Genomic DNA, 16,365 nt, shown 5'->3' with positions numbered 1-16,365 from the left:
AAACTCAAACAGGCCCGTAATGCAAGATTTGAACGAAACAGGGAATTGAACAGCAATCTACTGGAGGATTTACCAGCTTAATTCAACCGAAAATAATTCCCATTTGGGTGAAGCGAAACATTAAAACTTATTTTCTTTTTAACGCGGATGACGGCACGCACGGATTTGAGCTCTGGATAAGCGACACCACCGAAGCGGGCACGAAATTGTTAAAGGATATAAATACAGATACGAATAAGAATTCCGGCAAAAGTAATCCGGTAAGATTTACATATATGAACGGAAAGGTCTACTTCTCTGCTTATGACAGCGTTAACGGAAGAGATTTGTGGGTAAGCGACGGGACAGAGACGGGAACTCATATTGTTAAGGCTCTTAATACTACACTCTCTGAATATCAATCCCCTTTAACTGTAATGAACGGGAAATTGTACTATGGAGTCCATGATACTTCTGACCCGCATCTTTTTGCAACCGATGGAACTGTGAACGGAACACAGAAGGTAAGTGATGTTATATTCGACGTTGAGTCCGCTTATGCAATTACCGGAAAACCGGTTGTAATGAATAACAAACTTTATTTCAGAGGAGTTTCAGGCAGTCATTGGGTACTATATGTGAGCGATGGAACATCTGCAGGAACGGCTATAGTAAAGGATAAAAAATATGCAGGGATTATCGATAACCCACAGTACATGACCGTAGTTGGCAATAAACTGTTCTTTTCTGCCGCCGATGGAGGAACCTACGGCAATGAATTATGGGTAATTGACGGCTCAGCGGCAGCGGATGAAGCAAGCATGGTTAAGGATATTAAAACTGGTACTGGCAGTTCAAATCCCAAATTTATTACAGCCATGAATGGGAAAGCATATTTTCAGGCTGCGGACATATCAGCAAATGGACTGTGGGTAAGTGATGGCACCGAGAGCGGCACCAGTATGATTGTTGATGCAAATACGGTCACAAAGCCCACTTCATTGACTGTCCTGAATAATAAACTGTATTTTTTCGCAACAAATTATACAACTGCTTCTACTAGTTTCTTTATGAGTGATGGTACAACCGCAGGGACAGAAAGTATAAATGTTAACGAATTGTATGTTACCCTCGATGAGAAGGCGGTTATTGCTACAATGAATAATAAATTATTCTTCAAAGCAACATGGGTACCTAATGGTACAAATGATGTGTTGTGCATGAGCGACGCAACAGCGGCCGGCACTGCAATGCTTAAGGATATAACCCCTGGAACAGCAAGCGGTTCTACTCGTCCGGGTAATTTTCTGGTTGTAAAAGACAGTATATATTTTTCTGCACTCGACGGGACAAATCGCTATGAACTCTGGGTAAGCGACGGTACTGAAGACGGCACAAAATTGTTTAAGAATATAAATCCATCGGGTAATGGAGATCTGTTAACAGACTCGTATTAGACTGAGGATTGGAAGAAGTTATCGATGAAAAGCGGTACGAATCCGTAGAAACAGGAATATCCCTATTCATCGATAACTCTCAATAGTTCACCCCATATCTTTTGATCAGTCGAAAAGAGCAAGTATCCGGGCTGTGACATTAACTTCTCTCCGGGAGCTTTTTAACCGGGGAGCGTTGACTTTTCAGCGGAGGATGCTTCCGGTATCAACCGTTATGTCAGCGTACTTTCCTGGAAAAAGAATGCGGATTCCTATGTATTGTCCTTCGTTCACGGAAACACTTCTTATAATGGCGCTTATGTCGGGAGGAACCGCGCTCCGGGGAGAGGGTATTTTCCTTGATACTAATAATAAGCTTTACTTTTGCTGTGGTGATTTTTAATACTCTTTTGTCTGCGCTTCTTAACGCAGCATTTACTGCTATTGCTATTTATTATTCCCAAAGATAATATTACATGTACATTATAAAGAAAAAGCTCTTTCCCCTGTGTCTCATAACACTGCTTTTGCCCGTGTTTTCCATGTTATGCGGATGTACGGCTTCCGGGAAGAAGAATCCGGTCGCAGTAAAAGGCTCCATTGATTTCACGGAATGGAACTTCAGCAAAGACGGAACAGCCGGGCTGGACGGGGAATGGGAATTTTACCGGATGAGCTTTCTTTCGCCGGATGATTTCCGGAAATCCGGCAGCCACGCAGGACAAGGTTATATGAACGTACCTGGCGGATGGAACCCGGGCCGAAAAATATACTCACCGAACCTGGCAAACGGATATGCAACATACCGGCTTCGCATAATCATGGGTGGAGAGCAATCGAACAGCCTTGGCCTGAGGCTCGGCTTCGTGAGATCGGCGTACAGGCTGTATGTCAACGGGAAACTGATCCATAGCGCAGGAACGCCCGGAACAAGTGCCGCTTCGACGGTTTCTAACTTTTCCGACGATATAGTGCAGCTTCCCGTAACAAACAGCAATTACGAGGTAATTCTTCAAGCTGCGAATTACCACTTCCCGGCAGGCGGAATTATAGGAAGGGTGGATATTGGCAGCATGTCACGGCTCATGGATTCCAGGCAACTGGGCAATATCTTTACAATTTTCCGGGCGTGCATTCTTGTTCTGCTGGGATTGTACCAGCTTTTCATCTTCTCTATGCAGCCCAGGGAATACCAGTATCTGTTTTTAGGGCTGATCTGCCTGTGCCTAGTACCTGAGATAAGCGGCAATGATAAAAATTTCTGGAGCTCGGTTATATCTTTCTTAACATGGTCCGGCTCTTACCGGTGGGCTCACTTTTCCTACCTGACAGGTGGCATATTTATAATCGCGTATTTACGCCGCATCTTTCCCCTGGACGTTCCACGAGCCGTCGCGTGGGGCTTCACAATTATCATAAGCACTGCGTGTATTATTACTGCCGTGATTCCAGGAGAATACATCAATCATATGCTCCTTCCATACCATCTGATTTCCGTTTCATTATTATTTTTGTACTTATACATTCTGATACGCGCCACAGTCATGAGACGTGAGAATGTTTTTCTTGTAAAGCTTGGGCTTTTTATAATTCTGCTTTTCTCTCTTTTTGATATGTCGCTTCCTTTGTTTTTTTACAGGCTTATCTCAATGGGGATTCCGGCGGTCAGCCTTCGCCCTGCAGGAACCCTGGCGCTTTGCGTGCTGCAGGTAGCAGACATGACCCGCGATTTCATCGTCATGAAGCATCATGTAACGCATCTCTCCATGGACAACGACGACCTTAAGGCTGCCATAAAACGAATGAAGGCTGATTCTCATGTATTGACCGACAGCATTGGTGATAAGATAAACGTTGCTATAGAGTACCTGGCCGCGAACTATGCTTCGGACATATCACGCGAAAATCTTGCACAATCGCTGGGGTTGCACCCGGATAATTTCAGCCGTTACTTCAAGATGCACACCGGGAAAAAATATAACGAATACCTTAACGACCTGCGCATTACAGAAGCCCAGAGACTGCTTGCCGAAACTAATACCCCCATAATAGATATAGCCATGAATGTCGGTTTCCGCAGCCTCCGCACCTTTAACCATGCCTTTATGTCGGGTACTGGCCGTACCCCCGGCGATTTCCGCAAGGGCTGATAAGCTGCAGTCAGTTTGCCCGGCTTAAAAACTCCTGACAGCCAGGCAATATTCTGGCGACGCCAAAATATTGCCGGTTCATCATTACCGGTTAATATTACATGCATGGATGCCCCGGCGCCGGGATGCGCAAAAGGCGTCCTGCTGGATGTTCACATTATCATGGATTAAATATTGTTGTTATAAATAAATCCGGTATCAGGCTGCCCCCACCTCTATATGTTTCCCCGTCAAAATCAGCATATGTAATGCCTGCAACATAAATATTATCACCTGAATCGATAGATATGCTGTAACCATATGCATTAGCACCTTTCAGTTTTGTCCATTGCCGTATTTTGGAATCGTTATATTTTACCACAAATGCGTTATAATTACCTGTGCTTGTTTCTCCGTCAAGATTCCCATTCGTGTCGCCTGTAACATATATATTATTGCCTGAGTCTACAGCTATTCCGGATCCATGAGTATATGAATTGCTCGCCCCGAAAAATTTTGTCCACTGCTTTGTCCCTGCATAGTCGTACTTGACCAGATAAACATTGGACCAACCGATTTTGGGTTGTCCGTCGAAAGCCCCTTCTGTATAACCTGTAATATAACAATTACCGTTTGAGTCTGCTGAAATACCTTTTGTCATTATACTTTTATTTCCGCCCAGAAGTTTCGTCCATTGTTTGTTTCCTGAATTGTCATATTTAACTGTAAAAATAGCATAAACATCCGGTTTAGTCTCTCCATCAAGATCGGAATATGTACTACCTGTAATATATGAATTGCCGCCTGAGTCTGTTGATATGCTATACCCATATGCTGTAAGTTTATTGGTTTCGCCGAGAAGCTTTACCCACTGGTTTTCTCCGGAAGAATTGTATTTGGCTGTAAATGTACAGAGGTAACCCCATACTGGATCAGCAGTTGTGCCTGTAACATAACAATTACCGCTTTGGTCTGCAGATATACTATATCCTTCTATCTGCGAAAAGGAGGCCGGCGCCCCTGCTTCACCCAGAAGTTCCGTCCCCAGAAGTTCTGTCCACTGTTTTACTCCGGAACTATTATATTTCATAACAAATGCATTCTCGTAGCCGCCGGTTAATGTCTCTCCATCAAGATCAGTTGTTGTATATCCTGTAACAAAAAAATTACCGCTCTGGTCTGCAGATATTTTGCCAACCGAAATATCCGGAAAGCTGCCCAATGGAATCAACCATTGCTTTATCCCCGAGCTGTTATATTTAACGACAAAAAATTTAGACCAGTTCCCGCTTATTGTTTGTCCGTCAAGATTGCCATCGCCGGCTGCCCCTACTATAAGATAGCTGTTGCCGTTTGAATCTACAGATACACTGTTTGTAGATGTATATACACCATTTGCACCCAGGAGTTTTGTCCATCTTGACCACATTGCGTATAAAGTTACATCCGACGTACCCATTGTATAGCTTGCTTTATCTCCATAAGCAACGCTGCCTTCTGATGTTTCCGCCCATCCTGCAAATTTAAAACCTTGCATTGTAAATGTATTGGCAGCTAAGTTCATTGTTAAACCGGTTGCAATTGCCTGTTTATGCATTATCCCGGCAGCCCCGGTGTCGTTTTTTTCAAATGTAATTGAAACTGTTTTAGTGGCTGTCACTATATAATCCTGCATTGAGCCATTCACTGCTGTTACGGTATAAGTAACCTGGCCGGTAAAATCTTGCGCTGTTCCGGATGCCGGATTGATGCTTGCCCCGGTATGAGTGATAGTCGGCACAAGTGCAGTTAGATCGGTTCCATTAGGTACATATATCGCTATACTATGGCCAGCTTCGCTTATAATACCGGAAGCTGAAAGACCATCAATGCTGAAGGCCGTGATCGCTTTTGTCGATGGCCCGGGTGAAACAGAGTTTTCTGTGCTGCCTCCGCAGGCGGTAAACGCCAGAGTTGCCGCGATCAGTAGCATTGCCGAAAATCTGAGAAACTTCATAAAATACTCCTTTAATACTCTTAAAAACAAAATTTACTGACTTGATTCACAGGCACAGTTATCAGTAACATAAGCATAAGATAATAAAAAAGGTCTGGAGATGTCTGGCAATATTCTGGCGACGCCAGAATATTGCCAATATATCAACACGGGGAACTGGTAGTATTTATCCGGTATTTAAAACATGGAGCATAATGAAAGCCTGGATTGTAAAAATAGCTAAGAAATAAATTATCTTGATAATTTTAATATTCATCAACTTGATTCTAATGATGATGCTTTGGCTACAACGTCTGAGCAGATTGTAGTTCTATTTCCTGCTTACTGTACTTGTTGCGCGTCCAAGATCTTCACAAAAGCGACTGGAACGGTGCCGAAGGCCGAGATCTCTAAGGCGAAGAAATGCCGCAAGGAATTCCTGGCGCGCAACAGCGAGCGAAAAGTAAGGGGGCATTAGATGAGATCGTTCAGAAAACATCTCGATGAACAGATGAAAGACCCGAAGTTCAGGAAGGCGTATAACGAGGAAAAGAAGTACATTGAACTCGCGGTAAAAATAGCGAATGAAAGGAACCGCCTGGGCATCTCACAGGCAGACCTTGCGAAAAAGGCGAGCATCACCCAGCAGCAGCTTTCCAGGGTCGAAAACGGCGCGAACTGCAACGTCCAGACCCTGGTGAAAGTGTGTTCAGCTCTCGGTCTGAGGCTTAAAGTTGATAGGGAAGGCAAAAAGTCAACGCATGCCCGCTGATAGCATAGCGGGCATGCGTTACCGTGGTCCGAGAGCGCCCATCCATTCTGAGCGCTATTCGTGGCCGGCCCGCGATTCGGCCCCCCTGATTTTTATGAACCGCATTCATCGCCACGCTCCGTTTTGAGGATACCGTGGAGCGATCGCTGACTGTCCGGTCGTTTCCATAATAAGTCATCGTTCCCGTAGAAATTCATTGACAAAAAGATGCCTCTTCTTTTGGATTGAATTGCAGACATTTATTTAAAAAATGTTAAGCTAAATTCACCGGAGGTCATATATGGCTCTGAACAAGCTGGTTGACACAAGAGACTGCCGTTTTGTTCTTTTCGAAATGCTCGAAGTTGATAAGCTGAACAAATTTCCTAAATACGCCGACATGGACCGCGACACGCTTGAGGCCACCCTCGACCTGGCAGAGCAGATCGCGATGGAGCAGGTGTATCCGGCCAACGCGCCCGCCGACAAGGAAGGCGTCAAATACAATCCCGATACCAAGGAAGTGAAGGTCCCCCCGGCATACAAGACCGCGATGAAGGCGTACCACGAGGCCGGTTTCATCTCTCTCGCGGTCGAGCCTGAATTCGGCGGGATGGGCCTGCCCGAGGTCCTCTTCCAGTCCTGCACCGAGTATTTCAGCGCCGCCTGCGTGGCATTCACGATGTATCCCATGCTCACGATCGGCTCCGCGAACATGATCAAGGCGTTCGGAACCCCCGAGCAGAAAGCAACCTATCTCCCGAAGATGTACACCGGCGAATGGGGCGGAACGATGTGCCTCACCGAGCCCGATGCCGGTTCCGACGTGGGCGCCCTCAAGTCCAAGGCCGTCAAACAGGCCGACGGAACGTACAAGATATCCGGGACCAAGATTTTCATCTCCTCCGGCGACAACGATATCTATAACAACGTGATCCATCCCGTTCTCGCCCGCATCGAAGGCGATCCCGGCGGAACGAAGGGCATATCCATCTTCATCGTTCCCAAGTTCCACATCAACAAGGACGGTTCCCTGGGCAAGCAGAACGACGTCGTGTGCGCGGGCATCGAGCACAAGATGGGCATCAAGGGCTCCGCGACCTGCACCCTGAGCTTTGGCGACAACGGCAACTGCGTGGGCTATCTCCTGGGCGAAGAGCGCAAGGGCATGAAGATCATGTTCCAGATGATGAACGAGGCACGCATCTTCGTGGGCAACCAGGGCCTCGCGGTTTCCAGCGCCGCCTACATGCACGCGATCACCTACGCGAAGAACCGCCTCCAGGGCGCGCACGTCACCCAGATGCTTAACCCCGAAGCGAAGAGCGTCAACATCATCCAGCACCCCGACGTCCGCCGCATGCTTCTGTGGATGAAGTCGAACGTCGAAGCGATGCGCATGATCTCCTACTTCGTGGGCTACAACCTCGACTACATGCACGTTGCCGACGCCAATGAGAAGAAAGAGGCGCAGGCGCTCGTCGAGATCATGATCCCGATCTGCAAGGCCGGCAACACCGACCTTTCATGGCTCGTCACCGGGGAGGCCTGCCAGGTTTACGGCGGCTACGGCTTCTGCTCGGATTATCCCGTCGAGCAGCTCGCCCGCGACGCGAAGATCCTGTCCATCTATGAAGGCACCAACGGCATCCAGTCGATGGACCTCACGATGCGCAAGATACTCATGAACCCCGAACAGTACAACTACACCGTGTACAAGAAGAAGATCAAGGAAACCTGCGCGAAGGCGAAGGGCGTGGTCGAGGACAAGTACATCGTGATGCTCGAAAGGGGCGTCGAGAAGATGGACGAAGTCATCGCGAAGATGAAGGAGCAGATGGGCGGCGGCAAGTTCCTCCACCTGTTCGCCGCGGCGACTCCTTTACAGGTCGCCTTCCGCTACCTTACCCATGCGTGGATGCACCTCTGGGCGCTTACGCTTGCGACCCCCAAGATGAAGCAGCTTGTGGGCGACAAGAAGGGTCCCGAGCGCGACGCGCTGCTTAAGGACAACGCAGAGGCGGCATACTATTCCGGCAAGGTCCTTTCGGCACAGTACTACATAGGCAGCGAGTTCCACCGGTATTTCGGCCAGATCGATTCGCTGCTTTCGGACGAAGCGGCGGTTATCAAGACCTCGGACGAGATCTTTACCGGCGCACCGGCCGAATAAGCGGTACTATTTCTGATACGTATATGAGAGGGGGCAATCGCCCCCTCTCTTTATTTGGGTGCGCCCGGCATGGGCGCGCGCGTGGTGGTTGAAATAATCACCCGCCCATGCTCATTGATGAGGTGCGGGTGCATTGGAGGCAGGCGGGTATCGTCATGTGGATAAATGAAATGAACCGGCTTGGGGCCTCGCGCATCCCTTTCCTGTTCATCATCGATTACGAAATGCGCCATCCCACCGTGCTGCCGCTTCCCGCGGTGGATCCCCGGCGCATTCTTTACGCGGCGGGCGGCATCAGCAATTGCGGCGAAACGGATGCACGCGGCGGCCGTCCCGTTGCGCTTGCGAGCAGTCCCGTCGCGTACGATCTATACATGGAATCCTTCAACCGGCTTCAGCGCCATCTTCGCGACGGGGACAGCTACCTTGCAAACCTGACCTTCAGGACGCCCGTCGTGCCGGGAGCGGGGCTCAGGGAAATATTTTTCCTGAGCCGCGCGCGGTACAGACTCTGGTGGGCCGATAGGTTCGTGGTATTCTCACCGGAATGCTTTATCAGGATCGAGGCGGGAAAAATCGCCGCTTTTCCCATGAAGGGTACTATTGATGCATCCATACCGGGCGCGCGGGAGACGCTCCTTGCCGACGAAAAGGAGCTCGCGGAACACCTGACTATCGTCGACCTGCTGCGTAACGACCTGTCCATCGTGGCGCGCAACGTCCGGGTCGAACGGTTCCGGTATGCGGAACCCATTTTGGCCGGGAGGAGCGCGATCATCCAAACGAGCTCCGAGGTGTGCGGCGAACTTCCGGGCGATTACCATGCGCGTATCGGCGATATCGTCGCCTCGCTTCTTCCCGCGGGGTCCGTCACGGGCGCGCCCAAGAAGAAAACTGTTGAAATTATTTCCGAGGTGGAGGACTATTCCCGGGGTTATTATACCGGTGTTTTCGGAATTTTTGACGGCAACGCGCTGGACAGCGCGGTGATGATCCGGTTCATCGGGCAGGAAGGAAACGAATTCTATTATAAAAGCGGGGGCGGAATCACGGTGTACAGCGATCCCCGCGCCGAATACGAGGAGATGGTCCGAAAAATTTATGTCCCTGTTGCTTGAATCGATCCGGGTGCAGGACGGCGCGCTCTTTAACGCTCACCTGCACAACGAGCGGATGAACCGGTCCCGGCGTGCGCTGTTTGGATGCGGCGGCGACGTGGATTTGCGCGCCATGGTGCGTGTCCCGGAGGAATTCCGCGCGGGACTGGTGAAATGTCGTGTGCTCTATCGCGCGGACATCGAGCGGATCGAGTTCGCGCACTACACGAGGCGCACCGTGAGGTCACTCCGCCTGGTGCGCTCCGACACGATCGAGTACTCGCATAAGTACGCGGACAAGTCCGCCCTCCAGGCTCTTCTCGCGCTGCGGAACGGCTGCGACGACATCCTCATTGTGAAGCACGGCCTCGTCACGGACACCTCGTTCAGCAACATCGCGTTTTTCGACGGCGCGCGCTGGGTGACCCCCGCGGAGCCCCTGCTGGAGGGAACAAGGCGGGCCGGGTTGCTCGCCCAGGGCAGTCTATTCGAGGAAGACATACGCGAGCGCGATCTCTCGCGCTTTCGGGCGGCCCGGTGCATCAACTGCATGCTCGATCCGGGCGACATGGATATCTCCATGGAAAGGATAATCGGGGGGCCGATATGCGGGTGATGGTGGTCCTCGCGCACCCTTCCGCCGAAAGCCTTAATGCGGCCATTGCACAAAGGGCGCTCCAGGCGCTCACGCGCGGAGGGCATGAAATTTATTTCCATGATCTGTGCCGCGAAGGATTCGACCCCCTGCTGCAGGGGCGCGAAATGCGGAAAGACGCGCATCTGACCCCTTCCGTGGACGAACACTGCGCCGAGCTCCGGGTGTCCGACGGACTGATCGTGGTGCATCCCAACTGGTGGGGGATGCCCCCGGCGGTGCTTAAGGGCTGGATCGACAGGGTGATCCGCCCCGGTGTCGCCTACGAGTTCACCGACGGCGATTCCGGCGAAGGGGTGCCGGTGGGACTCCTGGCGGGGAAGACCGGGCTGGTATTCAATACCTCGGATACGCCGGACGCGCGCGAGCGGGGGGTGTTCGGAGACCCGCTGGAGCGCATCTGGAAAGATTGCATATTCGGATTTTGCGGCATAACGGACTTTCACCGGAAGGTTTTCAACGTGGTGGTAACCAGCACACCGGCCCAGCGCGCCGGATGGCTCGATGAAGTGGAAGCGACGGTGAACGCCTGCTTCCCGCCGGTCGGCGGGGGGAACTGAAATACGGGGCGCGTGGACGCCCGGATGGGGAGGGCAGATATGGACCTTGGATTGAAGGGAAAGGTTGCGGTGGTGACTGCGGCGAGCAAGGGACTGGGACGCGCGGTCGCCGAGGAACTCGCGGCGGAAGGGATGAAGCTCGCCATCTGCTCGCGCGACGCGGGAAGAATACGCGCGACGGCCGAGGATATCCGTAAGGCATACGGAACGGAGATACTCGACGCGGTATGCGATGTCACGAAACAGGATGAAGTCGATGGGTTCGCCCGGAAGGTGCGGGACACCTACGGGGCGGCGCACGTGCTTTTTACCAACGCGATGGGACCTCCCGCCGGCATGATGAAGGACTTTGGGCCCGGGGACTTTCGCGATGCTATCGAAACGAGCCTCATGAGCGCGCTCAGCCTGGTCTACGCATTTCTTCCCGCGATGAAGGAGCAGCGCTGGGGGCGTATCATCGCCTCGACCTCGATCACGGTGAAGCAGCCCCTGCCGAACCTGGTGCTCTCGAACGTGTCGCGGGTCGGGGTGGTGGCCATGGTGAAAAGCCTTTCGGAGGAGGTCGCGCAGTTCGGGATTACCGCGAACGCCGTGGCCCCCGGCTACATCCGGACCGACCGCGTCGAGTCACTTTTCCGCGAGCGCGCGCAAAGGGAGAATATTTCGTTTGACAAGGTGCGCGGTGACATGGAAAAGAATATCCCGCTCGGCCGCATAGGCGAGCCCCGGGAATTCGGCGCGCTGGTGGCCTTTCTCGCATCGGAGCGCGCGGGGTATATAAACGGGGAGACCATCCTCATCGACGGTGGGATGTATAAGGGGCTCATGTAGACGGTGATCTCGTAGAGACACAGGCGTGTAAGAAAGAGATATGGAGATTAAGGCTTAGAGGCGTTTGGAGGAGACGAGACGGATTATGATCAGGATCAACGAGAACTATCGCGCATTGAAATCATCGTACCTTTTTTCGGAAATCGCAAAGAGGGTGGGGGCATTCCAGGAGGCCAACCCAGAAACGCGCATTATCCGTATGGGAATCGGCGACGTGACCGTGCCGCTCCCGCCGGCGATCATCAAGGCTTTCCACGATGGCGTGGACGACATGGCGCGCGCGGATTCATTCAAGGGGTACGGCCCTGAACAGGGGTATGATTTTCTCCGCGAGAAGATAGCCGAGAACGATTTCCTTTCCCGCGGCGCGACAATATCGGCGGACGAAATCTTTATAAGCGACGGCGCGAAATGCGATACCGGAAACTTCCAGGAGCTCTTCGCGCAGGACTGCGTGGTCGGGGTTCCTGATCCTGTCTACCCGGTATACGTGGACACCAATGTGATGGCGGGGCGCGCGGGCGCGAACGCGGGCGGGCGCTATGAAAAGCTCGTCTACATGGACTGCACCCGCGACAACGGGTTCGTGCCCGATATGCCCGCGGAACGGGTCGACCTCATCTACCTGTGCTTTCCGAACAATCCCACGGGCGCGACTATTACGCATGATCGCCTGCGTTCCTGGGTCGAGTACGCGCACACGCATAAGAGCCTCATCCTCTACGATGCCGCGTACGAGGCCTTCATCCGCGACGAAACCCTTCCGCGCTCAATTTTCGAGATTGAGGGCGCGCGCGAGGTCGCCGTCGAGTTCCGGAGCTTCTCGAAAACCGCTGGCTTCACGGGGACGCGCTGCGCGTTCACGGTGATCCCGAAAGAGTGCAGGGCGTTCGACGCGGAAGGCAACGCGCAGTTCATTCACGCATTATGGAACAGACGGCACACGACCAAGTTCAACGGCGTCTCCTACCCGGTTCAGCGTGCCGCCGAGGCGGTGTATTCCCCGGAGGGGAAGAAGCAGGTCGTGGAGATTGTCGATTACTACCTGGAAAACGCGCGCCTGGTGCGTACGGAAATGACCGCGCTGGGTTACGAATGCACGGGCGGCCAGGATTCCCCGTACATCTGGGTGAATACGCGGAAACCCTCGTGGGAATTTTTCGACCAGATGCTTTCAAAGGCGGGCGTGGTCTGTACGCCCGGCGAGGGGTTCGGCAAGTGCGGCGAGGGCTTTATCCGCATCAGTGCGTTCAACAGCCGTGAAAACGTGATCGAGGCGATGCAGCGAATTTCGAGGCTTTAGACGTTCATCCGGCAAAACCGTAGAGACGTCCCGACGGGACGTCTCTACGGTTTTGCCGGATCCCCCCATCTCCCTTTCTTACACGTCCTTGTCTTTAGTGATTGCATATTCCTTAATCAACCCCAGCAGTTCCTTTTTCCCCTCGCCCGTTTCCGCTGAGGAGAGAAATACCGAATCGACGCCGATATCGAGCGCACTCGCGATCTCGCGCCTGCGGGTCAGGCGCTTCCCGCGCGAAAACTTGTCGCACTTGGTGGCGACGATCGCGATGGGAATCCCGCGCTCCGTGAGCAGGGCGATCATTTCCCGCTCGAAGTCCCCGGGCTCGCGGCGGATGTCGATGAGCAGGAACACGAGGCGAATGCGGTCGCGTGCCGATATATAGGACTTGATGAGCGGAAGAAACTGCTTCTTGAGCTCCATAGGCAGCTTTGCGTAGCCGAATCCGGGAAGGTCGACCAGGGTGATCCGGCCCTCCAGGATGAAAAAGTTCACGGATTTGGTGACGCCGGGTTTCGCGCCCACCTTGACGAGGCCCCGTACGCCGGTCAGCATGTTCAGGAACGACGATTTTCCCACGTTGGAACGCCCCATCACCGCGAATTCGGGGTGGGGGAGCCCGGGAAAATCCGCCGGGCGAAACGCGCTCTTCAAATATACTGCTTTATCGGCCATTCTTATAAAACCTTCTCCATGAGTAACGCGTCGTCGTCGTGGTAGTAGTTTTTGCGGCGTCCGTTCTCGACGAAGCCCAGTGCCCGGTAGAAGCCGAGTGCCTCCTCGTTCCGTGACCGGACCTCGAGGAGCACCCTCGACGCGCCCTGCGCGGAAAGGCCGTCCACGAGCGCCTTCACGAGCATCCGGCCGATTCCGCTCCTGCGCGCGCGGGGACGCACCGCGATGTGGTTGAGCTGGATTTCCCCCTTCACGTCCCACGCGATGATATAGCCCGCGATTTCGCCGGACCTCTCCGCGACCAGGAACCATGAATAGGAAACCGAAAGCTCGTGCTCGATATTCTTCCTGCTCCAGGGCGCGGTGAAGCATTCTTCTTCGATCTCGTGGATCGCGTCCATGTCGCGCGCCTCGGCGCGCCGTATGAGGTGCGTGGATCCGGTCACGCCGCCATTGTGCCGTCATGGACGGTGTTGTTGTCAAAGAAAAATTATTTCCCGGGAAACCGTAGAGGCGCGATTAATCGCGCCTCTACGGTACGTAATCCCAGTCCTTTCATCTCATCAATCTCGTCCCATCCCCCTATCTCCTGTTTCCGTGAAGCACGGACGAGCAATGGCATCGATTCACGCCTTCCCGCGCATCGGACCCCCGAACTCAAAAAGATTTGACAAAACCGCCGAGCATACATTACTTGCCAGAAGCGCATATAATTTGAAATATGCATGAACCATGATACATTTACTGAAAACCAACCTGGAAATGTCCCTATGACCAAGACAAAATGCAAAGTCGTCGTCAAGTCGGAGCTCTGCAAGGGGTGCAGCCTCTGCATCGAATACTGCAAGAGGGGGGCGCTACGCACGGCCGACCAGCTCAATGTGCAGGGGTACTACTTCGCGGAGGCGGACCCGGAACACGAGTGCAACGGATGCCTGGTGTGCACGCTGGTGTGCCCGGAGATCGCGATCGAGGTGTACGGTGAAGAATAAGGTTTTCATGAGCGGCAACCACGCGTTCGCCGAGGCGGCGATACGCGCCGGGTGCACGAGCTATTTCGGCTACCCCATAACCCCGCAGAACGAGCTGGGCGAGTACATGGCCGAGCACCTTCCCAAGAAGGGGGGCGTGTTCCTCCAGTCCGAGAGCGAGACCGCGGCCATCAACATGGTGATCGGCGCGGCGTCCGTGGGGGCGCGCGCGATGACGTCGTCCTCGAGCCCGGGAATAAGCCTTAAGCAGGAGGGGATATCGTTCCTTGCCGGCTTCCAGCTTCCCGCCGTGATCGTGAACGTGATGCGGGGCGGGCCCGGGCTGGGCAACATCGCGCCGGCGCAGGGGGACTATTTCCAGGCGACGCGCGGCGGCGGCCACGGGGATTACCGGACCCCCGTGCTTGCACCGGCATCGGTCCAGGAGGTCGCCGATCTCACCTACGCGGCATTCGATATCGCGGATCACTACCGCACCCCGGTCATGATACTGGGCGACGGCATGCTCGGCCAGATGAAGGAGCCGGTGGTATTCCCGGAGCCCATAAAAAAGCTCCCCGAGAAGGATTGGGCGCTTCGTGGCCGCGGGACGGGCCCCAGCCGCTACATGGCGAGCCTCATCCTGGACGCGACCGAAATGGAGCGCCATAACTGGATGCTCGTGCGCAAGTACCAGGAGATCGCCGCCAACGAGACCCGCTGGGAAGAATACATGACCGAGGACGCCGAGATCGTCGCGATCGCGTACGGCACCACGGCGCGCATCGCGAAGGCCGCGATCAAGCGCGTGCGCAAGGACGGCGTGCCCGTGGGGCTTATCCGGCCCATCACCCTGTGGCCCTTCCCGAAGGCCGTGCTCCAGGAGACCGCGCGCCGCGTGACGAACTTCGTGGTGTTCGAGATGAGCACGGGACAGATGCTCGAGGACGTGCTCCTCTCGCTGGAGGGCAAGGGCACCGTGCACTTTCACGGAAGGCCCGGGGGCGTCGTCCCCACGCCGGCGGAGTTCGCGCGCATCCTCTACCGCGAATACCAGCTCAAGCTGAAGGGAATGTCATGAAACTGCTCAATAAATATCCAAAGTACCATAAGCCGGACGTCGTGAGTCACTACTGCCCGGGATGCGGCCACGGCATCGTCCACCGCATCGTGGCGGAGCTGCTCGATGAGATGGATCTGGGCAAAAAGACCGTGTGCGTGAACCCCGCGGGATGCGCCGTACTCGCCTACAAATATTTAGACATCGACATGCTGGAATCGGCCCACGGCAGGGGCACCGCCATGGCGACCGGCATCAAGCGCGTGCGCCCGGAGCTTTTCGTATTCACCTACCAGGGGGACGGCGACCTCGCCGCGATAGGCACGGCGGAGACCATACATTCCGCGAACCGCGGCGAGCACATTACGGTAATCTTCATCAACAACGCCGTGTACGGCATGACGGGCGGCCAGATGGCGCCCACCACCCTCGTGGGCATGAAGACCACGACATCGCCTAACGGGCGCAACCCGAAATTCGAGGGATACCCGCTTCACATCACGGACGTCGTCGCGAGCTTTCCCGGCGTGGTGTACGCGGAGCGTGTTGCGGTCAACGGCCCCGCGGCCATCCAGAAGACCAAGAAGGCGATCCGCACCGCCTTCCAGGTGCAGGTGGACGGGCTGGGCTACTCGATCATCGAGGTGCTCTCGCCCTGTCCCACGAACTGGAAAAAGACACCCAAAGAATCCTTCGACTGGGTGACCGAGGTCATGTCGAAGGAATATCCCCTGGGCGTGCTCACGGACAAGCGCGGGGGAGGGGCCTGA

At 53.9% G+C, this 16,365-nt stretch carries 15 protein-coding genes; 12 read left to right on the top strand and 3 right to left on the bottom strand.

What is annotated here, in order from left to right:
* The first annotated feature begins 107 nt into the window (after positions 1 to 107).
* Entirely contained in the window at positions 108 to 1,436 is a 1,329-nt protein-coding gene (locus EPN93_06035) for a hypothetical protein (GenBank protein ID TAL37248.1), read from the top strand.
* A 455-nt stretch (positions 1,437 to 1,891) separates the two neighbouring features.
* The gene (locus EPN93_06030; protein ID TAL37247.1) at positions 1,892 to 3,565 is read left to right on the top strand and encodes an AraC family transcriptional regulator; all 1,674 of its coding nucleotides are present in this window, start codon (positions 1,892 to 1,894) and stop codon (positions 3,563 to 3,565) included.
* A 160-nt stretch (positions 3,566 to 3,725) separates the two neighbouring features.
* Here the strand turns inward: EPN93_06030 and EPN93_06025 are convergent, their stop codons facing one another.
* Positions 3,726 to 5,540, bottom strand: coding sequence for a hypothetical protein (locus EPN93_06025; protein TAL37246.1), 1,815 nt, complete (start codon positions 5,538 to 5,540; stop codon positions 3,726 to 3,728).
* A gap of 457 nt (positions 5,541 to 5,997) precedes the next feature.
* Here EPN93_06025 and EPN93_06020 point away from each other — a divergent pair, with 457 nt between their 5' ends.
* From EPN93_06020 to EPN93_05990, 7 genes are all read left to right on the top strand, one after another.
* Entirely contained in the window at positions 5,998 to 6,291 is a 294-nt protein-coding gene (locus EPN93_06020) for an XRE family transcriptional regulator (GenBank protein ID TAL37245.1), read from the top strand.
* A 280-nt stretch (positions 6,292 to 6,571) separates the two neighbouring features.
* On the top strand, positions 6,572 to 8,443 hold the full coding sequence (locus EPN93_06015; GenBank protein TAL37244.1) for an acyl-CoA dehydrogenase: 1,872 nt from the start codon (positions 6,572 to 6,574) through the stop codon (positions 8,441 to 8,443).
* Between the two features lie 170 nt (positions 8,444 to 8,613).
* Positions 8,614 to 9,561 carry an aminodeoxychorismate synthase component I gene (locus EPN93_06010; GenBank protein ID TAL37250.1) on the top strand — a complete coding sequence of 316 codons (948 nt, stop codon included), beginning with the start codon at positions 8,614 to 8,616 and terminating at the stop codon, positions 9,559 to 9,561.
* A complete protein-coding gene (locus EPN93_06005) occupies positions 9,545 to 10,156 on the top strand; it encodes a hypothetical protein (GenBank protein TAL37243.1) in 612 nt (203 codons plus the stop codon). The genes EPN93_06010 and EPN93_06005 overlap by 17 nt, the downstream gene beginning before the upstream one ends.
* Positions 10,147 to 10,755: a flavodoxin family protein gene (locus EPN93_06000; GenBank protein TAL37242.1), complete on the top strand. Its 609-nt coding sequence runs from the start codon at positions 10,147 to 10,149 to the stop codon at positions 10,753 to 10,755. The genes EPN93_06005 and EPN93_06000 overlap by 10 nt, the downstream gene beginning before the upstream one ends.
* A 39-nt stretch (positions 10,756 to 10,794) precedes the next feature.
* On the top strand, positions 10,795 to 11,586 hold the full coding sequence (locus tag EPN93_05995) for an SDR family oxidoreductase (protein ID TAL37241.1): 792 nt from the start codon (positions 10,795 to 10,797) through the stop codon (positions 11,584 to 11,586).
* An 85-nt stretch (positions 11,587 to 11,671) separates the two neighbouring features.
* Entirely contained in the window at positions 11,672 to 12,889 is a 1,218-nt protein-coding gene (locus EPN93_05990) for an LL-diaminopimelate aminotransferase (GenBank protein TAL37240.1), read from the top strand.
* Positions 12,890 to 12,967: 78 nt separating this feature from the next.
* Here EPN93_05990 and EPN93_05985 read toward each other — a convergent pair whose 3' ends face one another.
* A complete protein-coding gene (locus EPN93_05985) occupies positions 12,968 to 13,564 on the bottom strand; it encodes a YihA family ribosome biogenesis GTP-binding protein (protein TAL37239.1) in 597 nt (198 codons plus the stop codon).
* A 2-nt stretch (positions 13,565 to 13,566) separates the two neighbouring features.
* A complete protein-coding gene (rimI, locus tag EPN93_05980) occupies positions 13,567 to 14,010 on the bottom strand; it encodes a ribosomal-protein-alanine N-acetyltransferase (GenBank protein ID TAL37238.1) in 444 nt (147 codons plus the stop codon).
* 324 nt (positions 14,011 to 14,334) lie between these two features.
* On the opposite strand from rimI, the gene EPN93_05975 reads away from it, so the two are divergent.
* The 3 genes from EPN93_05975 to EPN93_05965 are packed head-to-tail and all read left to right on the top strand — an operon-like array spanning position 14,335 to position 16,365.
* Positions 14,335 to 14,556 (top strand): 4Fe-4S dicluster domain-containing protein, encoded by a 222-nt coding sequence (locus EPN93_05975; protein TAL37237.1) that lies wholly within the window; start codon positions 14,335 to 14,337, stop codon positions 14,554 to 14,556.
* Positions 14,557 to 14,563: 7 nt separating this feature from the next.
* Positions 14,564 to 15,616 (top strand): 3-methyl-2-oxobutanoate dehydrogenase subunit VorB, encoded by a 1,053-nt coding sequence (gene vorB, locus EPN93_05970; protein TAL37249.1) that lies wholly within the window; start codon positions 14,564 to 14,566, stop codon positions 15,614 to 15,616.
* Positions 15,613 to 16,365: a 2-oxoglutarate oxidoreductase gene (locus tag EPN93_05965; GenBank protein ID TAL37236.1), complete on the top strand. Its 753-nt coding sequence runs from the start codon at positions 15,613 to 15,615 to the stop codon at positions 16,363 to 16,365. The genes vorB and EPN93_05965 overlap by 4 nt, the downstream gene beginning before the upstream one ends.

The organism is Spirochaetota bacterium (assembly GCA_004297825.1).
Lineage (GTDB): Bacteria > Spirochaetota > UBA4802 > UBA4802 > UBA5368 > FW300-bin19.
Note: the sequence above shows the minus strand (reverse complement) of the source record. Positions and strands in the feature narration are given on the sequence as shown.